21 protein-coding genes are annotated in these 22,589 nt (G+C 74.2%); 10 read left to right on the top strand and 11 right to left on the bottom strand.

The genetic code is table 11. From position 1 onward, the window contains the following. Positions 1-8: 8 nt before the first annotated feature. The 5 genes from ACFV2S_RS19000 to ACFV2S_RS18980 all read right to left on the bottom strand — a co-directional run bounded on the left by ACFV2S_RS19000 (position 9) and on the right by ACFV2S_RS18980 (position 7,379). A complete protein-coding gene (locus ACFV2S_RS19000) occupies positions 9-2,207 on the bottom strand; it encodes a molybdopterin-dependent oxidoreductase (protein ID WP_385560050.1) in 2,199 nt (732 codons plus the stop codon). A 75-nt stretch (positions 2,208-2,282) separates the two neighbouring features. Continuing rightward, on the bottom strand, positions 2,283-2,957 hold the full coding sequence (locus ACFV2S_RS18995) for a TetR family transcriptional regulator (RefSeq protein ID WP_385560047.1): 675 nt from the start codon (positions 2,955-2,957) through the stop codon (positions 2,283-2,285). A 95-nt stretch (positions 2,958-3,052) separates the two neighbouring features. After that, entirely contained in the window at positions 3,053-4,348 is a 1,296-nt protein-coding gene (locus ACFV2S_RS18990; RefSeq protein WP_385560044.1) for a hypothetical protein, read from the bottom strand. After that, entirely contained in the window at positions 4,345-5,307 is a 963-nt protein-coding gene (locus ACFV2S_RS18985; protein ID WP_385560041.1) for a hypothetical protein, read from the bottom strand. The genes ACFV2S_RS18990 and ACFV2S_RS18985 overlap by 4 nt, the downstream gene beginning before the upstream one ends. Further along, positions 5,304-7,379: a hypothetical protein gene (locus ACFV2S_RS18980; protein WP_385560037.1), complete on the bottom strand. Its 2,076-nt coding sequence runs from the start codon at positions 7,377-7,379 to the stop codon at positions 5,304-5,306. The genes ACFV2S_RS18985 and ACFV2S_RS18980 overlap by 4 nt, the downstream gene beginning before the upstream one ends. A gap of 189 nt (positions 7,380-7,568) precedes the next feature. Between ACFV2S_RS18980 and hmgA the strand changes: the two genes are divergently transcribed. The 3 genes from hmgA to ACFV2S_RS18965 all read left to right on the top strand — a co-directional run bounded on the left by hmgA (position 7,569) and on the right by ACFV2S_RS18965 (position 11,087). Next, complete coding sequence (gene hmgA, locus ACFV2S_RS18975; protein ID WP_385560034.1) at positions 7,569-8,882, top strand: homogentisate 1,2-dioxygenase; 1,314 nt, start codon at positions 7,569-7,571, stop codon at positions 8,880-8,882. Between the two features lie 40 nt (positions 8,883-8,922). Beyond that, complete coding sequence (locus ACFV2S_RS18970) at positions 8,923-9,672, top strand: GntR family transcriptional regulator (protein WP_385560031.1); 750 nt, start codon at positions 8,923-8,925, stop codon at positions 9,670-9,672. A 263-nt stretch (positions 9,673-9,935) separates the two neighbouring features. Then, positions 9,936-11,087: a type ISP restriction/modification enzyme gene (locus ACFV2S_RS18965; RefSeq protein WP_385560406.1), complete on the top strand. Its 1,152-nt coding sequence runs from the start codon at positions 9,936-9,938 to the stop codon at positions 11,085-11,087. Here the strand turns inward: ACFV2S_RS18965 and ACFV2S_RS18960 are convergent. Further along, positions 11,074-11,817, bottom strand: a complete 744-nt coding sequence (locus tag ACFV2S_RS18960; RefSeq protein WP_385560028.1) for a TetR/AcrR family transcriptional regulator — start codon at positions 11,815-11,817, stop codon at positions 11,074-11,076. The two genes, ACFV2S_RS18965 and ACFV2S_RS18960, sit on opposite strands and share 14 nt — an antisense overlap. Before the next feature lie 63 nt (positions 11,818-11,880). On the opposite strand from ACFV2S_RS18960, the gene ACFV2S_RS18955 reads away from it, so the two are divergent. Genes ACFV2S_RS18955 through ACFV2S_RS18945 form a run of 3 tightly spaced genes read left to right on the top strand, consistent with a single transcriptional unit; the run spans position 11,881 to position 14,859 of the window. Next, entirely contained in the window at positions 11,881-12,819 is a 939-nt protein-coding gene (locus ACFV2S_RS18955; protein WP_385560025.1) for an ATP-binding cassette domain-containing protein, read from the top strand. Next, positions 12,816-13,592: an ABC transporter permease gene (locus ACFV2S_RS18950; RefSeq protein WP_385560022.1), complete on the top strand. Its 777-nt coding sequence runs from the start codon at positions 12,816-12,818 to the stop codon at positions 13,590-13,592. Before ACFV2S_RS18955 ends, ACFV2S_RS18950 begins: the two co-directional genes overlap by 4 nt. 49 nt (positions 13,593-13,641) lie before the next feature. Next, positions 13,642-14,859 carry a CaiB/BaiF CoA transferase family protein gene (locus ACFV2S_RS18945; RefSeq protein WP_385560019.1) on the top strand — a complete coding sequence of 406 codons (1,218 nt, stop codon included), beginning with the start codon at positions 13,642-13,644 and terminating at the stop codon, positions 14,857-14,859. 156 nt (positions 14,860-15,015) lie between these two features. Here the strand turns inward: ACFV2S_RS18945 and ACFV2S_RS18940 are convergent, their stop codons facing one another. Continuing rightward, complete coding sequence (locus ACFV2S_RS18940) at positions 15,016-15,288, bottom strand: hypothetical protein (protein WP_382861354.1); 273 nt, start codon at positions 15,286-15,288, stop codon at positions 15,016-15,018. Between the two features lie 322 nt (positions 15,289-15,610). Between ACFV2S_RS18940 and ACFV2S_RS18935 the strand changes: the two genes are divergently transcribed. Further along, on the top strand, positions 15,611-16,564 hold the full coding sequence (locus ACFV2S_RS18935) for a protein kinase (protein ID WP_385560015.1): 954 nt from the start codon (positions 15,611-15,613) through the stop codon (positions 16,562-16,564). Here ACFV2S_RS18935 and ACFV2S_RS18930 read toward each other — a convergent pair. After that, entirely contained in the window at positions 16,548-17,354 is an 807-nt protein-coding gene (locus ACFV2S_RS18930) for an SGNH/GDSL hydrolase family protein (protein ID WP_385560012.1), read from the bottom strand. The two genes, ACFV2S_RS18935 and ACFV2S_RS18930, sit on opposite strands and share 17 nt — an antisense overlap. A gap of 203 nt (positions 17,355-17,557) precedes the next feature. Between ACFV2S_RS18930 and ACFV2S_RS18925 the strand changes: the two genes are divergently transcribed. Continuing rightward, positions 17,558-18,688, top strand: a complete 1,131-nt coding sequence (locus ACFV2S_RS18925) for a DUF5925 domain-containing protein (protein ID WP_385560009.1) — start codon at positions 17,558-17,560, stop codon at positions 18,686-18,688. 48 nt (positions 18,689-18,736) lie between these two features. On the opposite strand, the gene ACFV2S_RS18920 is transcribed toward ACFV2S_RS18925, so the two are convergent. Continuing rightward, positions 18,737-19,111 (bottom strand): GntR family transcriptional regulator, encoded by a 375-nt coding sequence (locus tag ACFV2S_RS18920; protein ID WP_383794461.1) that lies wholly within the window; start codon positions 19,109-19,111, stop codon positions 18,737-18,739. 73 nt (positions 19,112-19,184) lie between these two features. Between ACFV2S_RS18920 and ACFV2S_RS18915 the strand changes: the two genes are divergently transcribed. Both ACFV2S_RS18915 and ACFV2S_RS18910 read left to right on the top strand, forming a co-directional pair. Then, positions 19,185-20,108 (top strand): GNAT family N-acetyltransferase, encoded by a 924-nt coding sequence (locus ACFV2S_RS18915; protein ID WP_385560005.1) that lies wholly within the window; start codon positions 19,185-19,187, stop codon positions 20,106-20,108. Further along, a complete protein-coding gene (locus tag ACFV2S_RS18910; RefSeq protein ID WP_385560002.1) occupies positions 20,089-20,604 on the top strand; it encodes a DUF402 domain-containing protein in 516 nt (171 codons plus the stop codon). The genes ACFV2S_RS18915 and ACFV2S_RS18910 overlap by 20 nt, the downstream gene beginning before the upstream one ends. Here the strand turns inward: ACFV2S_RS18910 and ACFV2S_RS18905 are convergent. Together ACFV2S_RS18905 and ACFV2S_RS18900 are read right to left on the bottom strand one after the other, a co-directional pair. Next, complete coding sequence (locus ACFV2S_RS18905; protein WP_385560403.1) at positions 20,565-20,939, bottom strand: DUF6299 family protein; 375 nt, start codon at positions 20,937-20,939, stop codon at positions 20,565-20,567. The two genes, ACFV2S_RS18910 and ACFV2S_RS18905, sit on opposite strands and share 40 nt — an antisense overlap. Before the next feature lie 149 nt (positions 20,940-21,088). Continuing rightward, positions 21,089-22,588 (bottom strand): tripartite tricarboxylate transporter permease, encoded by a 1,500-nt coding sequence (locus ACFV2S_RS18900; RefSeq protein ID WP_385560000.1) that lies wholly within the window; start codon positions 22,586-22,588, stop codon positions 21,089-21,091. Position 22,589 lies beyond the last annotated feature (1 nt).

The raw sequence follows: 22,589 nt of genomic DNA, 5'->3' as shown, positions 1-22,589 counted from the left end.
AGGGCCGCCTACCGGGGCGACACCTCGACGGGGAAGCCGTTCAGGACGGCGGTGCCGGAGAGGGGGTCGATCCGGGAGCCGTCGAGCAACTGGTTGACGTTGACGCCGGGGCGCGCGGACGCGACGGCGAGCCGGGTGCCCTGCCGGTCGTGCCCCCAGCCGTGCGGAAGGCTGACGACACCCGGCCGCACGCCGTCGGTGACCTCCACCGGCACTTCCAGCTCACCGCCCTCCCCCTTCACCCGGGCCACCCCGCCGTCGGTGAGCCGGAGCCGCTCCGCGTCCCGGGGGTGCACCTGGAGGGTGCAGCGGTTCGAACCGCCGGCGAGGGACGGCGTGTTGTGCAGCCAGCTGTTGTTCGAGCGCAGGTGCCTGCGCCCGACGAGCTGAAGGGTCCCCGGCTCCGGTACGGCGTCGAGGGCGGCCCGCAGCCGGGGCAGGTCGGCCGCGAGGGGCGCCGGGAAGAGTTCGATCCGACCGCTGCGGGTCCTGAGGAGCGCCGGCAGGCGCGGCTTGAGCGGCCCGAGGTCGATGCCGTGCGGGTGCGCCTTCAGCTCGTCGAGGGTGAGGGCGTACGGGCCGAGCCGCAGCATCAGGTCGAGTCGCCGCTCGGCCCCGGTGGCCCCGGTGAGCCGGGCGGCGAACTCCTCGGGGTCCGCCCCGTACGCCGGCGAGTGCTCCTGCGTGACGGCCTTGGCGAGGGTGGTGCCGATGGCGAGGTCGTCGACGGCGGACGGCGGGGCGCCGTGCATCCCGGACACGGCGAGGATCAGCCGGGCTTGGATCTCGCACTCGTCCATGCGGTCCGCTTCGAGGGGGACGGCGGCGGGCGTGTAGCGGGCCTGGTCGCGGACGGCGAAGGCGTTGAAGGCGAAGTCGAAGTGGGCGCTCCGGGAGGGCGGCGGGGGCGGGAGCAGGACGTCGGCGTGGCGGGTGGTCTCGTTGAGGTAGGGGTCGACGGCGACCATCAGGTCGAGGGAGCCGAGGGCCGCGTCGAGGCGCTCCCCGTCGGGCGCGGAGAGGACGGGGTTGGCGGCGACGGTGATCACCGCGCGGATGCGCCCCTCGCCGGGCGTCTCGATCTCCTCGGCGAGGGCGACGAGCGGCAGCTCTCCCTTGACCTCGGGGTGGTGCGAGACCCTGCTGTGGCGGCGGCCGAGGGTGAAGCCCCTGCCGGGCCCCGCCGGGCCCGGGGCGGGAGCGGTGGCGGAGAGCGGGAAGAGCGCGCCGCCGGGCCGGTCGAGGTTGCCGGTGAGGACGTTGAGGACGTCGACGAGCCAGTTGGCGAGGCTGCCGTACGCCACGGTGGAGCTGCCCATGCGCCCGTAGACGGCGGCGGTGGGCGCGGCGGCGAGCTCCCGGGCGAGGGCGCGGATGGTGTCCGCGTCCACGTCGCAGGCCGCCGCGACCGCCTCGGGGCTGAACTCCCGCACCGCGGCCCGTACCTCCTCGATGCCTTCCACCAGGGCGGCGAGCGGGCCGGGGGCGGTGAGGTCCTCCTCGAAGAGGGTGTGGACGAGGGCGGCGAGGAGCAGGGCGTCGGTGCCGGGGCGGATCGCGACGTGCCGGTCGGCGAGGCGGGCGGTGCGGGTGCGCCGGGGGTCGACGACGGTGAGGGTGCCGCCGCGGCGGCGCAGCGCCCTCAGCCTGCCGGGGAAGTCGGGGGCGGTGCACAGGCTGCCGTTGGAGTCGAGCGGGTTGGCTCCGAGGATCAGCAGGTGGTCGGTGCGGTCCAGGTCCGGCACGGGGACGGCGAAGGGGTCCCCGAAGAGCAGTCCGCTGGAGACGTGCTTCGGCATCTGGTCGAGGGTGGAGGCGGTGAAGAGGTTCCGGGTGCGCAACGCGCCGATCAGCAGGGGCGGGTAGAGGGCGCCGGCGATGGTGTGCGCGTTGGGGTTGCCCAGGACGATACCCACCGAGTCGGGCCCGTACTCCTCGACGAGCGGACGGATCCGGGTGGCGATCGCGTCGAACGCCTCGGCCCAGGTGGCCTCCTGGAGTCTGCCGTCCTTGCGGACCATGGGGGTCCTGAGCCGGTCGGGATCGGCGTCGATCCCGGGGAAGGACGCGCCCTTGGGGCAGATGAACCCCCGGCTGAAGACGTCGTCGCGGTCGCCGCGCGCCCCGGTGACGCGGCTCCCGTCGAGCGTCAGGGTCAGTCCGCAGGTCGCTTCGCAGAGGGGGCAGATGCGCAGGGCGGTGGACATGGCGTCTCCCTGGGTGCGTCGGGTGACGCCGAGCCTACCGACCGGTAGGCATGGGCGGGAGGGGCCTGCGCGAGGTCACGAGAGCGAGGGCGCCAGGTAGGCGTGGAGCAGGCACCGGGTCTCGGCGACGAGCGCCGGGTCCCCGGCGGGGTCCGCGCGGAAGGCGAGCCGGACCAGGGCGTCGGCGGTCTCGACGCCGACGAGGACCTTCCGGTGCAGCTCCTCGTCCGCGGAGCGGCCCAGGTGGGTGGCGAGGAGCGCGCAGAGCCGTTCGGCGACGAGCCGGTTGGGGTCTTCGGCTGCGGGCTCGGCCGGGTCCTCGCCGGGGCCGCCCGCAGCGGCTTCCCCGGGTGCGGCGGCGGGCACGCCGAAGTCGACGAGCGCGAAGCCCGGGACGGTCCGCTTCATCGCGATGAACTCGTCGAGGACGCTGTCGATGGCGCCGTGCGCGTCGAGGAGCGGCGCCGCGGCGAGGCGGTCCGAGACCCGCTCGGCGTACCGGTCGAGGTTGCGGTGGGCGAGGGCGGCGACCATCGCCCGCTTGTTGCCGAAGAAGCGGTAGACGGAGCCGATCGGGACGCCGGCTCGGGCGGCGACGGCACGGGTGCTCAACTGCTCGTACCCGGTCTCGTCGAGGAGTACGGCGCAGGCGTCGAGGATGCGGGCCAGCCGCTCGGCGCTCCGCTGCTGCACGGGGGCGCGGCGGAGCGCCGGCTGGGTTCGGGGGCGGGTCTGGGGCACGGGGTCCATGATGCCGTTTCCGGTCCGGATGAGGCGATCGGCCTGTCGGGCGCCCGGTCCGGCCTGTCGGGGGCCCGGTCGGGCCCGTCGGCCGGGGCGGGCTCTCAGGCGATGAGCAGGCCGATGCCGCCGAGGGTGTACGCGATCATCAGCACGAACAGCGGGAGTTGGCCGGCGACGGCCCGGGCGGGCGGGAAGAGGCGCACGGACCTGTCGTGCGCGGCGACGACACCGAGGACGTGGCCGGTGACGATCGCGGCGACCTGGAGGGTGGCGAGGCCCCCGGGGCCCAGGGGTGGAGCGGGCGAGGGGGCGTTGTCAGTGCCCGCTGCCATGATGACTGTACGTGGCCCTTCGATCACGAGAAGTGAGAAGTAGTGGGCCGTGAGGTAGCCGAGGGCGATGGGCAGGAGCGAGTGCGCGAAGGAGGTGAGCGGAGTGGTGAGGGCGGGGTTCATCAGGCGCAGGGCGCCGGCGCAGAGGCCGTAGAGGGCGGCGACGAGGGCGACGGTGGCGAGGAGGCCGAGGGTGGCGGTGGGGACGGGGCCGAGGGCGGAGGTCTGGAGGGTGGTGATCCAGCGGGGGTTGTCGGAGAGGCCGTCGTAGGCGGTGGAGCCGAGGAGGACGCAGACGGTGGCGACGAGACCGGGGGTCTGCGGGGTGGAGTCGAGTCCGTGGAAGGGGGAGCGCAGGACCAGCCGGCCGTCGGTGCGGCGGCCGAGCGGTGAGAGCCGTGCGAGAAGGGAGGAGTACGCCTCGAAGGGGTCGGCGTGGGCGAACCATCGGTCGCCGTGGCGGGCGGCGCCCAGGAGCTGGACGGCGGTGTGGACGGCGAGGGCGATGAGGAGGGTGGTGGTGGAGGTGTTGTCGGGGGCGACGAGCTCCAGCCAGGTGAAGAGGAGGAGTCCGGCGGCGGCGGGCCGGATGCCGAGCGCGGCGGGCAGGGGGCGCGGGTTCCGTGGTGGCCGGAGGGCGTGCAGGGCGCGCAGGGGGTTGAGGAGGCGCCAGACGGGGCCGAGGAGGAGGGAGGCGGGGACGAGTCCGACCCAGAGGAGGACGTAGAGGGCGCCCGGCGCGGGGTTGCGGTCCGGGTCGTCGGGGCCGAGGAGGAGGTGGAGCAGGAAGAGGAGGGCGGTGGCGGCGCCGAGGAGGCGGAGGGCGGTCCGGGTGGCCGGGGCGTCGGCCACCCGCTGGACGGCGGCGGGGAGCGGGCGGCCGGATCGGTCGCCGCGGAAGCGGGAGGAGGACCAGAGCAGTCCGAGGGCGAGGAAGGAGACGAGGAGCGCGGTGAAGGCACCGGCGTAGGCGTAGAACGGGGAGAGGGGGAGGTCGTGCCGGGACCCCACGCCGTGGGCGAGGGGGATTCCGAGGGGCCCGGCGGGTGCGGGGACGGGGCTCATCGGACGACGAGTTGGGTCAGCACGAGTCCGGACTCGTGCGTCTCGACCTCGAAGAGACCCGTCCGGTCCGCGATGAGGGTGAGCGAGGCGGGCGTGCCGGGAGAGAGGCGCAGTTCGCGGTCGTAGCCGTGCACGTGGAGCGTGTCGGCGCGGTCGCTGGTGACACGGAGGGTGAGGCGCTCGCCCTTCTTCAGTTCGATGCGGGAGGGAGGTGGCTGGACGGTCGTTCCGGTGATGGTGAGGGTGACGGTCCGCCCGGGGTCGGCGGGCCGGTCGGTGGGCCGGGGGCCGGTGGGCCGGGGGCTCGGCGGGGCGGTGGCGGGGGCGGAGGACCCGGCGGAGGGGGAAGCGTCGGCGGGAGTGCCGTCGAGGCGGACCGTGGCCTGGACGGGGGCGCCGGCGACGGCCCAGACGGTGTGGTCGTCCGCGTGGAGGCGGACGGTCAGGGTGTGGGCGCCGGGCGGCACGTAGCCCCAGGGGCCGTACAGACGGGCGGTCTCCCGGCCGTCGACGAGGAGCCGGACGTGGCCCCGGCCCGGGATCGCCGCGCCGCCGGTGCTCTCGGGGGTGAAGCGGAACCTCTCCACCGTGAGGTGGACGTTCCAGCCGCCCTCGGAGTCGGGGCGGGCCTCGGCCCTGACGGTGGGCGCGTCCGCCGCGGGGAGTTCCCGGAGCCGGTGCCCGCCCTCGTCCCGGGCCGCGAGCAGGGTGCCGCTGCTCCCGGTGGCCTCCTGGTGGCTGGTGCCGGGCTTGTGGTGGGTGGTGGCCCGGCCGCCGCATCCGGTGAGGAGCAGCGCGGCGGCGGTCACGGCGGCGAGCAGAGGGGCGGTGGCGCGGCGGGCGGTGGAGGCGGGCGGGGCGGCGCGGCGCGTGGTGAGGACGGGGGCGGGCGCGGCGAGCAGAGGGACGGTGGCGTGGTCGGCCGTGGGGGCGGGGGCGGTGGTGTGTCGGGGGGTCATGCCGTCGCCTCTTCCGGGTGGCCGGCCGGGGGTTCCGCCTGGGGTTCCGTCGAGGACTCGGGGGCGGGGGCGGTGCGGGTGCCGGCGGCGATCACTGCCCACAACACCCAGACGACGCCGAGCAGGAGGCGGAGCCAGGCGGGGCTGACGGGGATGCCGGGCACCATGAGGACGGCCTTGTCGAAGGCGTCGAGCAGGGTGAGGGCGCCGAGGGCCACCGTGGTCCAGGCGAGGACGGGGCGGGTGGGGCGCAGGGCGAGGCCGACGAGGGTCCACCACGCGCCCGTGAGGAGCAGCGCGACGGCGGGGAGGGGGGTCGGGGTGAGGGCGAGGGTGGAGCCGGCGACGTCGAGGGCCAGGCCCGCGAGGCCGATGAGGGTGGCCGCGCCGGCGAGGCGGTTGCCGCGCAGTCTGCGCCACCAGAGGGCGCCGCCCACGAGCGCGAGGACGAGGGCGCTGCCGAGGGCGAGCTGGGTCTCGACGCGCTGGAGGCCGCGGGCGCCGTACCAGTCGCAGCCCGCCGGGAGGCGGCGGGCCTGGACGTTGTAGTCGGCGCAGACGAGGAGCTGGGCGAGTTTGACGGGTTCGCCGACGAGCCGGTCGGTGTTGCCGGAGACCTCGCCGCGGCGGGCTCCGCAGGCGGGCGGGGCGCCGGGGGTGGCGGCGCCGGCGTCGGCCTGCCAGCAGTTGCCGTCGCCCTGGCCGTCCCACCAGACGTCGGTGCGGTTGGGGCGGGCGTTGCCTGCCTTGTCGACGCCGAGGCGGTTGCCGGCGTAGCGGTTGTGGTGGGAGGTGTCGGTCTGCTTGCCCCAGGCGGACTCGCCGCGGATGAAGGCGGGGACGGCGCTGAGGAAGAAGGCGGCGCGCTGGTGGCCGTAGACCCAGTTGTCCTCGTAGAGGTTCCAGTTGCCGCCTGCGGTGATGATGCCGGTGCCGGGCGGCATGGAGATCTGGGGGCAGACGACGCCCTGTTCGTAGCCGCGGTCGACGGGCGGCTTCGCGCAGGTGCCGTCGGCGACGTGGGGGTAGTAGTTCTGGTTGTTGTCGTGGATGACGTTGCGTTCGAAGCGGGCGTGGTTCTGCGGCAGTCCGGGGTGGCCGGGGAAGGCGGAGTCCATGGAGGCGCCGCCCATGTTGTGGTCGAACTCGTTGTCGTGGACCCAGACCGAGTCCCCGGCGGTGCCGGAGTAGCCGACCATGTTGTGGTGGCTGCGGCAGCCGGTGATCTCGATGGCGTAGCGGGGGACGTCGTAGCCGTACCCGTCGTTGATGTTCGAGGCCGAGCCGGGGTAGATGCCGGAGTCGCCGTTCCCGTAGGACTCGCAGTTCTTGTAGAGGCCGTGGTCGGAGGCGAAGGTCAGGAAGCCGTACTCGTCGTTCCAGCGGGTGAGGACGTCGTCGATGACGAAGCCGTCGGCGGCGAGCACGTACAGGGAGTTGAAGGTGGTGCGCTGGGCGGTGAAGTTGCGGAAGTAGACGCCGTCGGAGCCGTCGGCGCGGATCGCGTTGAGCTTCTGGTACTTGGCGTCGACGATGACGTCGAGGCGGGAGGCGCCGGTCCCCTCGATCTGGAGGTTCTTCTTGCCGAGGATCGCGACCAGGTTCTGGTTGTGGGGGCACTGGAGCTGCTGGGCGTAGCTGAGGATCTGGTAGCCGAGCGCGGACTTCGGGGCCTTGAGCGTGGCGCAGGCGCCGGTGGGCGGCGGCAGGGAGGGCTCCTCCTCGTAGAGGCCGGGGAGGATCGCGATGGTGAGGCCGGGGCGTTCGACGGCGTCCACGGCCTGCTGGAGGTGGCGGTAGCCGCCGCGGGCGCAGCGCTCGAAGAGGACGAGGTTGCGGGCCTTGAGGGCGGCCGGGAAGCCGGAGATCCGGCGTTCGAAGTCGGCGCGGTCGGTCTTGCAGACGAGGAGGTCGGGTTCGCCGGTGCGGAGTTCCGGCACGCTGCCGGTTCCGTCGGGGAGGGTGACGGGGCGCTCCTCGTGGGCCTGGGCGCCAGGAGCGGTGAAGAGGGCCGCGGCGAGCGCCACGAGCACGACCGAGAGCACGGAGACGAACCTTCGGGTCCACGACATGCGCGTGAGAGTAGAGCATTGTTCATCTTTTTGAACCCCACGTGCAGGCACCAATCCGGGCACGGACCTCCGGCGCCCCGTTGACGTAGGACGCGCGGAATCCTACGGTCATCCATAGGATTCCCTTGCGGAGTCAGGACGAGCCTCAGGACAGGGCCCCGGAGCAGGGCCTCAGGACAGGAGCGGGCGATGACCACGGAGCAGGCCAGGAAGACGGCCGAGGCGCTCACCTACAGCACCGGTTTCGGCAACGAGCACAGCTCGGAGGCGGTCCCCGGCGCGCTGCCGGACGGCCGCAACTCGCCGCAGCGCGCGCCTCTCGGGCTCTACGCCGAGCAGCTCAGCGGCAGCGCGTTCACGGAGCCGCGGTCCCACAACCGCCGCTCCTGGCTCTACCGGATCCGCCCCTCGGCCGCGCACCCGCCGTTCACCCGCACCGACAACGGCGCCCTCGCCGGCGCCCCCTTCACCGAGACCGTCCCCGACCCCAACCGGCTGCGCTGGAACCCGCTGCCCCAGCCCGCGCCCGGCACCGACTGGCTCGCCGGCCTGTGGACCCTCGGCGGCAACGGCGACGCGACCCAGCGCACCGGCATGGCCGTGCACCTCTACCACGCGAACGCCTCCATGGAGCGGGTCTTCGGCGACGCCGACGGCGAGCTCCTCATCGTCCCGGAGCGCGGCGGCCTCCTCCTGCGCACCGAGCTGGGCCTGCTCGCCGCCCACCCGGGCGAGGTGGCGCTGATCCCGCGCGGCGTCCGCTTCCGCGTCGAACTCCTCGACGAGACGGCCCGCGGTTACGTCTGCGAGAACTACGGCGCGCCGTTCCAGCTGCCGGACCTCGGCCCGATCGGCGCCAACGGCCTCGCCAACGCCCGCGACTTCCGCGCCCCGGTCGCCGCCTACGAGGACGTCGAGGGCCCGGTCGAGGTGGTCAACAAGTACTGCGGCAACCTCTGGTCGGCGACGTACGGCCACTCGCCGCTGGACGTCGTGGCCTGGCACGGCAACCACACCCCGTACGTGTACGACCTGCGCCGCTTCAACGTCATCGGGACGATCTCCTACGACCACCCCGACCCGTCGATCTTCACGGTCCTCACCTCGCCCTCCGACACCCCGGGGCTCGCGGGCGTCGACTTCGTGGTCTTCGCCCCGCGCTGGCTGGTCGGCGAGGACACGTTCCGCCCGCCGTACTTCCACCGGAACGTGATGAGCGAGTACATGGGCCTGATCGAGGGCGCCTACGACGCCAAGGCGGAGGGCTTCGTGCCGGGCGGCGGCTCCCTGCACAACATGATGTCCGCGCACGGCCCCGACCGGGAGACCTTCGACAGGGCCAGCGCGGCCGAGCTGAAGCCGCAGAAGATCGACGACGGCCTTGCCTTCATGTTCGAGACCCGCTGGCCGGTGACCGCGACCCCGCAGGCCGCGGGCGCGGAGCATCTGCAGAAGGGGTACGACGACGTATGGCAGGGTCTGGAGCGCCACTTCCGGCCGTAATGTCTCGGCCGTAAGCCCGTAGCCTTCGTACGGAGGTCCCGTGACCGCCTTCGCTCCCGACTCGCTGGTCCTGAACCGCAAGCTGCCGCTCTGGTATCAGGTCTCGCAGTCGCTGCGCGCCTCGATACTGGGCCGCACGCCCGACGCCTCGCTGCGCCTGCCCACCGAGGAGCAGCTCGCCGCCCACTACGGCGTGAGCGTGCTGACCATGCGCCAGGCCCTCAAGGAACTGGAGGAGGAGGGCCTGATCAGCCGGCACCGGCGGCGCGGCACCTTCATCGAGCCGGGCGCGCGGCGGTCGACCCCGCGCCGGCTGCTCGGCTCGATCGACGCGATCGTGGCCCAGCAGTCGGGCGAGCGGACGACGGTCCTCGGGCACGGCACGGAGCCGGTGCCCGGGGAGCTCACCGAGTACTTCCCGGACGTGCCGGAGGTCGTGGCGTACCGGCGGCTGCGCAGCGACGGGGAGAGCGGCGAGCCGACGAACTGGGCGGAGAACGCAGTGCGGCCCGAGCTCGCCGCCGCGATCGACCCGGCCGACCTGGAGCGCTGGCCGATGACGAAGGTGCTGCGGGACGTGGTCGGGGTGCGGATCAGCCGCATCACGGACACCGTCGAGGCCCGCCTCGCGGACCCGGAGACGGCGGGCCTGCTCCGGGTCCCGCTGCTCTCCCCGATCCTGCACTACACCGGCGTCACGTACGACGAGGACGGCCGGGTCGTCGACGTGGCCCGCATCCGCTACCGCGGCGACCGCTTCTCCTTCACGGTGACGGTCGAGGCGCAATGACGCCCGCGGGCGTCGGGACGTGAGGACGGAAGGCCCGACCCGGTGGGCACCGGCTCCGTACGGACGGGCCCCGACCGGTGGGCACTGGCTCCGTACGGACGGCGCTCGTTAGCATGCGGGGCGTGACGGAAGCCCCACGAGCCGAAGCCCACCGAGCCGAAGCCCCACGAGCCGAAGCCCACCGCGCCGAAGCCCACCGGATCGAAGCCCCCCGGACGGAAGCCCCCGGTGCCGCCGGCGACGCGCCCCTCCTCGACGAGCTGATGCCGTGGTCCGTGGCCCCGTTGCGGTTCGGGCGGGCCTGGGTCGTCGCACCCGACGCCCGGACCCTGCGGAACCGTTGGGACCGGCTGGTGGCCGCCGAGGGGGCCGAGCGGGAGGCGCTGTTCCGGCCGAGCCGGGCGCGGACGCCCGCGAGCGCCGTGGGTGCGCTGCCCGGGCAGCGGACCGGGACCACGCGCTTCGCGCGCGAGTCGGGGCCGTGCCCGGAACCGGTGCGGGTGGCGCACGGGCCGTTCGACGAGCAGTGGCTGCTGCCGGACCACCGGCTGCTCGACACCGCCCGCCCCGAGCTGTGGCGTGTCGCCGGGGAGCCGCAGATCTTCGCCGTCGAGCAGGGGTACGTGCCGGGGGCGGAAGGACCCGCGCTGCTGGTGACGGCGGCACTGCCGGAGGGCCGTTCCCCGGCGGGCCGTCCGGGCCGCATCCGGCCGCTGTTCCGGCGTCCCGGGGGCCGGGAGCCCAATCTCGCGCCGGGCCTCCTGGAGTTCCTCGGGCAGCGGTACGGCCGCGAGGTCGGCGCCCGGGAGTGGCTGGCGTGGACGGTGGCGGCGGCCGTCCCCTCCCCCGCCGGCTGCCGTGTGCCGCTCCCCGGGGACCCGGAGGTGTGGGCGGCGGGCGTGGCGCTCGGCGGGGAGCTCGCCGACGTGCAGCTGCGCGGCGCCCTGAGCGGGGCGCGGCCCCGGCTGCCGGGCGGGCGCCGGCCCTATGTGCGGGCGGCGGTGCCGGCCCGTCCGGCGACGCTGGCGTACGACGCCGAGGCCGAGGCCCTGGACGTCGGCGGGGGCGTGATCTCCCCCGTACCGGCGGAGGCCTGGGAGTACCGGGTCGGCGGGGTGCGGGTCCTGGAGCAGTGGTTCGCGCACCGGACGGCCCCCGCGGAGCCGGGCTCCCTGGAGGCGATCGGTCCCGCGGCCTGGCCGCAGGAGTGGACCTCGGAACTGCTGGACCTGGTCACCGTGCTCGCGCTGCTCGGGGCGCGGGAGCCGGAGCGGGCCGCGTTCGCGGCCGGGGCGGTGGGCCGGGAGGAGCTGCGGGCGGCCGGGGTCCTGCCCCCGCCGCCCGCGTCCCGGCGCCCCGCGTCCGTGCTGGACCATCAGGAGGAGGGCCCGGAGGGGCAGTTCATGCTCCTGTGAGCACGCCCCGGCCGTCGCCCGGGTCGAACGAGTCGAGCAGCCGGGCGATGGTCATCGCGAAGATCTCGTCCGGGTCGGCGGGCGCGGCGGGCGCCTCGGCGAGCAGTCCGGCGAGGTGCGGGTACCGGCCGCTCGCCACCTGCCCCATGAGGTAGGCGCCGCGCACGGCCTGCTCCTGCTCCTCGGACCAGGGCAGTCCGCGGGCCCGTTCGGCGACGGCCTGCTCGTTGGCGACGGTCGCCATGACCGTGCCGTTGACCATGGCGATGAGCTGCATCTTCAGCCCGGCGGGCACGTCCAGGGGGACGAGGCAGCCGAGGCACCACTCCAGGAAGCGGAGGGCGTTGGGGCTGAAGCCGTAGGCGGTGGTCATCACCCGGGGCAGCCAGGGGTGCCGGTACATGATCGCGCGGCTCTGGTGGGCGATGGCCGTCATGTCGGCGCGCCAGTCGCCGCTGGGCTCGTCGGGGAGCTCGTACTCGCCGCTGACCGCGTCGACCATGAGCTCGTACAGGTCCTCCTTGCGGGGGACGTAGTTGTAGAGGGACATGGTGCCGCAGCCGAGTTCGGCGGCGACGCGGCGCATGGAGACCGCGTCGACGCCGTCCGCGTCGGCGATGCGGACGGCCGCGTCCACGATGTCCCGCCGGGTGTAGGCCGGCTTCGGGCCGCGGCCCGCGCGCTCGGGCCGCGCCCAGATCACTTCCGGTTCGGCCGCTCGGCCCGCCATGGATCATCACCTCGCCCCCCATCGTAGTTACGTACACCGTACGCAGTGGGGTAGGGTCGCGCCATGACAACTACGTACGCTGTACTTAGTGAGGGTCTGCGGAAGCGTTACGGCGACGTCCACGCCCTCCGCGGCCTCGATCTCGCCGTCCCCGAGGGGACGGTCTGCGGCGTCCTCGGCCCCAACGGCGCCGGCAAGACCACCGCGGTCCGCGTGCTCACCACGCTGGTCGCGCCCGACGGGGGCAGCGCGCTGGTCGCGGGCCACGACCTGGTGCGCGACCCGGCGGGGGTACGGAAGCGGATCGCGGTCACCGGGCAGTACGCCTCCGTCGACGGCGACCTCACCGGCGCCGAGAACCTCCGCCTCTTCGCGAGGCTGCTCCGCGCCCCGCGCTCCCGCGCCGACGAGCTCCTGGAGCGGTTCGGCCTGGCCTCCGCGGCCGGACGGCCGGCCCGCACCTACTCCGGCGGCATGCGGCGCCGCCTCGACCTGGCCGGGAGCCTGCTCGTGCCGCCACGGGTGCTGTTCCTCGACGAGCCCACGACCGGGCTCGACCCGCACAGCCGGAACGGGATCTGGGACGCCGTACGGGAACTGGCCGACGAGGGCACGACCGTGCTGCTGACCACGCAGTACCTGGAGGAGGCCGACCGGCTCGCCGACGACATCGTCCTGATCGACGAGGGACGGGCCGCGCAGCACGGCACCCCGGCCGAACTGAAGGCCCTCGTCGGCAGCTACGCCGAGGTCGTCGTCGCCGACCCCGCGTCCCTGGAGGCCGCCGCGGCCGTGCTCGACCGGCTGACCGGCTCGGAGCCGGTCCTGGACGCCGAGCGGCGCACGGTCGGCGCGGTGACCACGGACACCACGCTCACCCTCCCCCGGATCGTCCGCGAGATCGACGCCGCCGGGGTCCACATCGTCGACGCCTCCCTGCGTCCGCCCACCCTCGACGAGGTGTTCCTGCGCCTCACCGACCGGAAGGAGCTCGTCGCGTGAGCGCCCTCGTGCACGACGGGACCGCCGTCCTCGGCCGCCACCTCCTGCGGATCAGGCACGCGCCCGCGATCACGGTCATGACCCAGACGATGCCGATCGTCTTCCTGCTCTTCTTCGGGTACGTCTTCGGCAGCGCGCTCGCCGCCCCCGGCGCCGAGTACCGGGCGTTCCTGGTGCCCGGCATGCTCGTCGCGACGGCGGCGGGCGGCCTGATGACGGGCATGTTCCAGGCCGCGCAGGACTCCCACCGGGGCGTCATGGACCGCTTCAGGACCCTGCCCGTCAGCCGCGCCGCCGTCCCCCTCGGACAGGCGCTCGCCGACCTCCTCGCGAGCGCCGTCGGCACGGTCCCGCTGCTCCTCGTCGGCCTCGCCATGGGCTGGCGGATCGAGGGCACTCCCCTGGAGGCCCTGGGCGCCGTCGGCCTGCTGCTGCTGTTCCGCTTCGCGACGACCTGGGTGGGCATCCTGCTCGGGCTCGCCTCGAAGAGCGAGGAGGCCGCCGGACAGCTGGGCAGCGCCACCTTCGTGCTGCCGCTGCTGTCGAACGCGTACATCCCCACCGACGGCATGCCCGGCTGGCTGCGGACGGTCGCCGAGTGGAACCCCATCTCGGCGGTCACGACGGCGGTCCGGGAGCTCTTCGGGAACGCGCCGGTCCCGGCGGACGCGGCCTGGCCGGTGGCCCACCCGGTCGCGGGCGCGCTGCTCTGGTCGCTCGGCCTCCTCGCCGTCTTCGCCCCGCTCGCGGTACGGCGCTACGCCCGGGGGTGACGCACCCCCTGATGACAGGGAGCGGCCGGGCGCGGTAGGCCTGACGGTCATGAGCACTCAGCCCCTCCCTCCGGCCCCTCAGCCCCTCCCGCTCGCCGGGGTCACGGTCGTCGCCGTCGAGCAGGCCGTCGCCGCACCCTTCGCCACCCGGCAGCTCGCCGACCTCGGCGCCCGCGTCGTCAAGATCGAGCGCCCCGACGGCGGGGACTTCGCCCGCGGCTACGACACGGCCGCCCGGGGCCTCGCCTCGCACTTCGTGTGGTGCAACCGCGGCAAGGAGTCGGTCGCGGTCGACCTCAAGGACCCCCGGGGCCTGGCGCTCGCGCGGAGGCTGGTGGCCGGCGCCGACGTCTTCGTGCAGAACCTGGCGCGGGGCGCCGCGGCCCGCCTCGGCCTCGACGCCGCGACCCTCTGCGCCGCGCACCCGCGGCTGATCGCGGTGGACGTCTCGGGGTACGGGGCGCGGGGGCCGTACGCGGACCGGCGGGCGTACGACATGCTCGTCCAGTGCGAGGCGGGCCTCGTGTCGGTGACCGGGACCCCGGAGCAGCCCGTCAAGTCGGGGATCCCGGCCGCCGACATCGCGGCCGGGATGTACGCCTTCTCGGGCGTCCTCGCGGCGCTCGTGCGCCGGGGCACGACCGGCCGGGGCGGTCCGGTGGAGGTCTCCCTGCTCGACTCGCTGGCCGAGTGGATGGGGCATCCGCTGCACCACGGGATGCACGGGGGCGCGGCACCGGCGCGCACGGGGCTCGCGCACGCCGTGATCGCCCCGTACGACGCCTATCCGACGGCGGACGGCGGCCTGGTCCTGCTGTCGGTGCAGAACGACCGCGAGTGGCGGCGGCTCGCGGAGCGGGTCCTCGGCAGTCCCGAGCTCGCCGACGCTCCGGAGTTCGCGACGAACACGGCACGGGTGGCGGGGCGCGCGGCGACGGACGCCGTGGTCGCGGCGGCGCTCGCCCCGCTGACGGCCGCCGAGGCGCTGGCCCGCCTCGACGCCGCGGGCATCGCCTGCGCCCGGCTCAACTCGGTCGCGGAGCTCGCGGACCATCCGCAGCTGACGGCCCGTGACCGCTGGCGGGCGGTGGAGTCCCCGGTCGGGCCGCTGCGTGCGCTGCTGCCGCCGATCGTGTTCCCGGACGCGCCGGAGGCCCGGATGGACCGGATCCCGGCCCTCGGACAGGACACGGACGAGGTGCTCGCCGGGCTCGGGGTGCCGGAGGCGGAGGTGAAGGAGCTGCGGAGTGCGGGAGTGATCGCCTGACGGAGGTCGGGCACGGGCACGGTCCGGGGACGAGCGGGTCCGGGGACCGTGCCGGCGGCCACGGGGTCGGAGGGTGCTGCCCCGGGCGCGACGGAGCGCCGGACGGGCGGGGACACGTCCGGCGGGGTCGCGGTCGGGGCCGTACGGGCGGCCGGACTAGTGGCGCGTGCCGAAGAGCGAGCGGCGCAGGCGCCGCAGCGGGGCGAAGAGCGAGACCCGCGCGCTGCGGCTGCGGTGACTGTGCACCGGCGCCTCACGCGTACGCGTCGTCAGTTCCCGCATGAGCAGCGTCGCCTCGGCCACCTCGCGCTGGGGCACGGCGGGGCCGCCGAGCACCGCGAGATGGCGGTCGAGTCGCGAACTGGTCGCGCTGCTCCCGCAGGTGATGGCAGGCACTCGCGGCCTGCTGCGCATTGCTATCTGTTCCATGTCACTCCCCACCCGTACAAGGGCACCCGGCCCGGGCAGGTTAACCCTATCGCCCCATCGCGACACCCGGGAATCCCGCCTGCGGGATTCACCGCACTCGTACGGGGGTTGACGGTGACTGTCCGAATCCATCTGATTCCAGGGCGAGTTGGACAGCACTCGAACACCTGCCGAACCGTCACGAACCATCCTGCACTCCGGGCCCTCCGCGACCGGCACGCGGACCGGTGTGATCTCCGCCACCAAGATCGTCCGAGCCGTCCGCCGGGGGACCTCCGCGGGACGGCAGCCCTCGCGGACTCCGCTCGGCTACCGTGGATCCATGACGGTGATCGCGGGTCGTTACCGGCTTCTCGACGTGCTCGCCGAGGGGACGACGGGCACCGTATGGCGTGCCCTGGACGAGACGGACCGCCACGAGGTGGCGCTCAAGGAGTTCCGCGCCCCCGCCGGACTGCCGGCGGACGAGGCGCTGCTGCTGTACGCGCGGCGGGAGCGCGGGGCGCGGGCCGCCGCCCGGATCTCGCACCCCTCCGTCGTACGGGTGCTCGGCGTGGCCACCGAGGACGGCCGGCCCTGGGTCGTGACGGAGCTGGTCCGCGGCCTCACCCTCGCCGAGACCCTCGACGCGGCCGGTCCGCTGCCCGCGCGCGAGGCCGCGCGGGTCGGCGCCGAGGTCCTCGCGGGCCTGCGCGCCGCCCGGGAGGCGGGCGTGCCGCACCGGGGCGTGCGGCCGGAGCAGGTGCTCCTCGCGAACGACGGGCGGGTCGTGGTCACCGGCTTCGGCGGCGCGCCGGGCGACGCGGCGGACCCGGAGTCGGATCTGCGCTCCCTCGGGGCGCTCCTCGACGCGGCGGCGGACGACCGGTCCGGGCCGCTGGGCGCCGTCGTCGACGCGCTGACGGGTGAGGAGCCCGGCATGACGGCCGATCAGGTGGAGCGCGAGCTGCGCCGGACGGCGGGAGGCGGTGCGCCGAGACCGGAGCCGGGAACCGCGGCGGAGGCGTCCGCGCGACCCCGGACGGCCGGGGACGACGACGCCGGCGCCGGGACCGGACCGGCGCCCTCCCCGCGGACGGGGCGGCGACGGACGGCGCCCCGCCGGGGTCCCGTCCTGGCGGCCGGGATCGTCGGGGCGCTGCTGATCGCCGGGGCGTGGACGTATCAGGTGGTACGGGACGACGGACCGGGCACCGGGCCGGAGCCGGGCGGTGTGACGAGCACCGCTCCGGCGCGGCCCGGCGCCGGCGGCGGGACGGTTACACCGCGCCCCTGAAGGAGGGGAGGTAGCCGCCGGACTGTCCGGCGGCGGTCGGGTGGTACGACTCGCCGATGTTGAGCCAGTTGACGCTGTGCAGCCAGGCGGAGCCCGAGCAGATCTCGTGTCCGGTGAAGGCCGGGACGACACTGGCGTAGGTGAAGCCGTGGTCGGCGGCACGCTTGGCGACGGCCGCGTTGAGGTAGTCGGAGGCGCCGTTGATGGCGTTGCGCTCGTTCTCGCTCAGGCCCGCGATGCAGCTGCCGCCCAGCTGGTAGAAGCGCGGGTAGCCGAGGACGACCACGTGCGCGGAGGGCGCCTTGGCGCTGATGGCGTTGTAGACGGAGTCGAGCTTGCCGGGGAGCGTGCTGTCGACGTACGCCTTGGCCTGATTCACACGGCTGATGCAGGTGGATTCGGACTGCAGCACACACGTCGTCATGACGTCGGCGAAGCCGGCGTCATTTCCCCCGATCGTGAGGGAGACCAGGTCGGTGGCGGTCGAGAGGGGTCCGAGCTGATTCGCGGTCACATCACCCGTTCGGGCGCCCGAGCAGGCGGTGAACGCGAACGAGGAGGGGGCGTTCGCGTTCTTCCACAGGACCGGATACGCCTTCGTGGAGCGCTTGCAGTCGCCGCTGGCGCTGTCGTAACTCCCGGAGCCGACCCCGGAGGAGTACGAGTCCCCCAGGGCCACGTAGTCGAGTGCGGCGTTCTCGGCGGCCTGGGCCGCGCCCGTCCCGGTGAGGGCGAGCACGGCACCGAGGAGGAGCGAGGACGAAAGGGCGGCAAAGCGGGACAGTCTCATGGAACCTCCCTGTAGCAGGATCTCTGCGTTACCAGGTAGTAGCATCGGATCCGGCCGACCGGAAGTGTTCATGTCAAAAGTGGGGGTGAATCCCCGCCGCTCCTCCGTCAGGGACGGTCGATATCCGGCCACTTCGGGACACGGCTCGGGACAGCGGGGCGAGGCCGCAAAACCCGGTGCGCGGGTCCGTGCCGTGACGGATCATGGGCGGCATGTCTGACACCCCCGTCGCACCGTCCGCCTTCCGGCAGCCGTCGGCCGCGTCGCTGCCCGTCATCGTGAACCTCGACGACAGCGACTCGCCGGGGGACGTCCTGGACGCGCTGTTCCTCGACCGGTTCGCCACCGGGGAGCAGCCGCACGCGCACAGCACCAGCCTGGACCGGACGAAGCCCGACGCGACGCTGCTCCCGGAGGGGGCCAGGGTGCTGCGGGCCGCGAAGGACGACGACCGCAGCTCGGTGCTGGCCGAGGGAGAGGGCTGGACGATCCTCTCCTCCCGCTGGAACCGGCGGGCGGACGTGACCGTCACGGCGACCGACCCGGAGCTGGCGAAGCGGATCCTCGACGAGGCCACGGACGGCGCGAAGGACGAACCCGAGCCGGAGCCCGAGGACGTCACGATGGGCTTCTGGTACGTGGCGCCGCAGCGCGGCCCGCGCCGGATGACCCGCCCGATCAGCGCCGGGACCTGGGAGGAGGTCCGGCCCAACTACACGGCGTCGGTGGCCGAGTCGATGGACCGGCTGATGAAGGTGACCCCGGAGGACATCACCGGCCGGCTCCTGCTGCTGCACGGCCCGCCGGGGACGGGAAAGACCTCGGTGCTGCGGACCCTGGCCCGCTCGTGGCAGGACTGGTGCCAGGTGGACTGCGTGCTCGACCCGGAGCGGCTCTTCAACGACATCGGCTATCTCATGGACATCGCGATCGGCGAGGACGACGGCACGTCGAAGGAGCGCTGGCGGCTGCTGCTCCTGGAGGACTGCGACGAGCTGATCCGCGGCGGGGCGAAGCACACGGCGGGGCAGGCCCTCTCGCGGCTGCTCAACCTGACGGACGGGCTGCTCGGCCAGGGGCGCAACGTCCTGGTCGGGGTCACCACCAACGAGGACCTGGAGCGGCTGCATCCGGCGGTCGTCCGGCCGGGCCGCTGCCTGGCCCGCGTCGAGGTCGGACCGCTGAGCCGGGCCGAGTCGGTGGAGTGGCTCGGCCGCGAGGAGGACGTGCCGCGCGAGGGCGCGACGCTCGCGGAGCTCTTCGCGCTGCGCCGCGGCACGCCCTCGGCGGACCTCCCGGAGCCCCGTACGGCGGGGGCCGGACTGTACCTGTAGGACCCGGACCGGGCCCGTCGGCCCGACCCCGGACCGGACGAGGCCCCGTCAGTTGTCGTACGCCGCCCGCAGGGCCTCGTTCAGGGCCGCCTCCGCGGCCTCGCGGCTGAGGCCGAGACGGCGGGCCTCCTCGGCGTACTGGGCGGCGGCGGTGGCGGCCCTGCGGGTCGCCGCGTCACCCGCGGCGGCGACGAAGGTGCCGTGGCGCCCGCGGGTCTCGATGACGCCGTCCGCCTCCAGCGCCTTGTACGCCTTGGCGACCGTGTTCGCTGCGAGGCCCAGCTGCTCGGCGAGCCCCCGTACCGTCGGCAGCTTGTATCCGACCGGCAGTCTGCCCGACCGGGCCCGCTCCGAGATCTGGGCACGCAGTTGCTCGTAGGGAGCGGTGGTGGATCCGTGGTCCACGGCGATGGTGAGTGTCACCCCGCCGATTCTGCCCCCACCCCGCGGGAAAATGGGAGGCGGCGGCACGTCCCCGCCCGTAGCGTGCCACCACATGACTGTGATCGTCCGTGATGTACGGCCCCCCGACGCCGAGGGCTACGCCCGGGTCCGCCGGGCCGCCGTGCCCTACATGCTCGCGACCGCCGAACAGTTCGCCTTCGACTGGGCGCACGCCCACCCCGACAGCCACGCCCGCCCCCTCGTCGCCGTGACCGAGGACGGCGAGATCGTCGGGACCGCGCAGCTGAGGATCGCCCACGACGCCCCGGAGCCCGGGATCGGCTCCGTCAACGTGTACGTGGACCCCGCGCGCCTGGGCCTCGGCGCGGGGACGCTGCTGCTGCGCGCCGCCGAGGAGCACCTCGCCGAGCGGGGCGCGCGGACGCTGTACAGCTGGGTGGTGGACGAGCCCGCGAGCCGGGCGTGGGCCGAGCGGCGGGGGTACGCGCCCCGCCGCAGCGCGCACTTCCTCCGGCTCGACCTGGCGAAGGCCGGGCTGCCGCCGCTGGAGGACCCGCCGGCCGGCGTCGAGCTGCGCACGGCCGAGGACTTCGCGGCCGATCCCCGGCCGCTGTTCGAGCTGGACGCCGTGACGACGGCGGACGAGCCGGGCGACGTGGGCGCGGCGCTGGACGACTACGCGCACTGGCTGAAGACCACCTGGGGCCATCCGCTGCTCGACCGGGCGCTGACGACGGTCGTGGTGGTGGACGGGGTGCCGGCGGCCTTCACCGCGGCGCAGACGGACGGTCTGGGCCGGTACTCCTCGGGGATGACCGGAACCGCGCCCGCGTTCCGGGGGCGCGGCCTCGCGAAGCTCGCCAAGAGCACCTCGCTGCACCGGGCCCGGGCCGCGGGCTGCGTGGAGGCGTTCACGAGCAACGACGCGGACAACGGCCCGATGCTGGCGATCAACGAGTGGTTCGGTTACGGGATCGGCGCGACGGAGGTGCGGCATGTCCGGACGATCGGTTGAGGTCACCCTGACGAAGGCGGGGCGGACGAAGATCCGTTACCCGGCCGAGGTGCTGTCGGAGGAGGGCGCCCGGCTCTCGGTGCGCGCGCCGTGGGCGGCCGAGGGCGTACGGGACTTCGGCTTCGTGCGGTTCGAGCCGGGCGACGTGTTCGTGGAGCACTACTGGAGCGACCGCTGGTTCACGGTCAAGGAGGTGTGGGCCGCCGACGGCGCTCTGAAGGGCTGGTACTGCGACATCACGCGGCCGGCCCTGATCGAGGGTGCCGGGGTGGTGGTCGAGGACCTGGACCTGGACCTGTGGGTGTCGGCGGACGGCAGCGAGGTGCTGCGGCTCGACGAGGACGAGTTCGAGGCGAGCGGTCTCGCCGCCTCCGACCCGGAGGCGGCGGCCCGTGCCGTGGTGGCCCTCGACGAGCTGGAGGCGCTCGGCAAGGAGGGCCTGATCGACCTGCTGGGTCAGCGCAGCTCGACGTCCGCCCGCTCGGCGGCGAGGTAGCCGGGGAGCGGCAGGCCGGACGTGCCGGCCGTGAGCTGCAGGAGGGTGGCCTCCACGCGTGCGGCGCCCGGCCGGTAGGCGGGGTCCTTCACCACCGCGCTGTTGGTCCAGGTGTGGAGGTGTCCGTCGCAGACGGCGCGGGTGCCGCCGATCCCGGTGGAGCGGTCGCCCTGCTCGACGGTGGAGCTGACGAAGACGGGGCCTTCGCTGTCGTCGAGGCAGCGGTACGTGCCGGAGACGCTGACCGTGGCGTCGGCGGCGAGGGTGCCATACCCGTCGACGGTGAGGCCGTCGGGGCCCCCCCCGGGGGGGGGGGGGGGGGAACGGGAGGGGATGCGCGCAGGAAAGGTGGGGAAGGAGGAGGACCTCGTGGGTGTGGGGTACGAGATGGGTGGGGGGAAGGTGCTGCCCGCCAGGGATACCGGATCCGGCCGCCGACTGTCCGAATCTCACCCCATCGGCGGCGAGTTGGACGACCGGGCGCTCATACCGTCCTACGGTCGGTGCGCGCCGCCGCGGCCCTCCTCAGCAGAGGCCAGGCGAGCAGTACGAGGACGACCGTGTAGACGGTGACCGAGAACGGGGTGTTCACCAGGCCGGTCAGCGAGCCGTCGCTGATCTGCAGGGCACGGCGCAGCTGCTGCTCGGCGGCCGGGCCGAGGATGACGCCGATGACGGCCGGCAGCACCGGAAGGCCGTACCGGCGCATGCCGAGGCCGATCAGGCCGATGACGAGCAGCACGATCAGGTCGAGCGCCTCGCCGCCCACCGCGTACGCGCCGACGGCGGCGAAGAAGAGGATGCCGGCGTAGAGGTACGGGCGCGGGATGCGCAGCAGCTTGGCCCAGACGGGCGCGAGCGGCAGGTTGAGCGCGAGCAGCAGCACCATGCCGACGAACAGCGAGGCGATGAGGCCCCACACGAGCTCGGGTTCCCGCTCGAAGAGCAGCGGGCCGGGCTGGATCCCGTACTGCTGGAACGCGGCCAGCATCACGGCGGCGACGGCGGTCGTCGGCAGGCCGAGGGTCAGCATGGAGACGAGCGTGCCCGCGGCGGAGGCCGAGGCGGCGGACTCGGGTCCCGCGACGCCCTCGATGGCGCCCTTGCCGAACTGGTCCCGGTGCTTCGAGAGCCGCTTCTCCGTGACGTACGAGAGGAAGGTCGGGATCTCCGCGCCGCCGGCCGGGATCGCGCCGAACGGGAAGCCGATGAGGGGGCCTCGCAGCCAGGACTTCCAGGTCCGGCGCACGTCCTCCCTGCCGAGCCAGGGGCGGCCGACGGGAATGGCCTCGCCCGCCGTGCGGCGCAGGTGCGCCGCGACCCAGAGGGCCTCGCCGATCGCGAAGAGGCCGACCGCGACGATGACGACGTCGACGCCGTCGGCGAGCTGGAGCGAGCCGAAGGTGAGGCGCTGCTGCCCGGTCATCTGGTCCAGGCCGACCAGGCCGATGGTGAGGCCGATGAGCAGCGAGGCGAGGCCGCGGATGCGGGAGGAGCCGAGGACGGAGGTGATCGCGATGAAGGCGAGGACCATGAGGGCGAGGTAGTCGGGGGCACCGATGTCGACGGCGAGCGCGGCGACGGTCGGGGCGAGGACGACGAGCAGGATCGTGCCGATCATGCCGCCCGCGAAGTGGCCGATGGCGGCGGCCGCGAGGGCCTGCGCGCCGCGCCCGCCCTTGGCCATCGGGTTGCCCTCGATCGCGGCGACGACGGCCGCGCTCTCGCCCGGGGTGTTGAGGAGGATCGAGGTGGTGGAACCGCCGAACATGGCGCCGTAGTAGATGCCGGCGAACATGATGAAGGCGCCGGTGGGCTCCAGTCCGTAGGTGACCGGGAGCAGCAGGGCGACCGCCATGGCGGGGCCGATGCCGGGCAGGACGCCGATCGCGGTGCCGAGGAGCACGCCGATGGCGGCCCACAGCAGGTTCATCGGGGTGAGGGCGGTCCCGAAGCCGTCGATGAGGGAGTTCAGGGAATCCATG

Source organism: Streptomyces sp. NPDC059695, assembly GCF_042733785.1.
Lineage (GTDB): Bacteria > Actinomycetota > Actinomycetes > Streptomycetales > Streptomycetaceae > Streptomyces.
The sequence above is the reverse complement of the archived record's forward strand: the minus strand, read 5'-3'. Positions and strand labels throughout refer to the sequence as shown.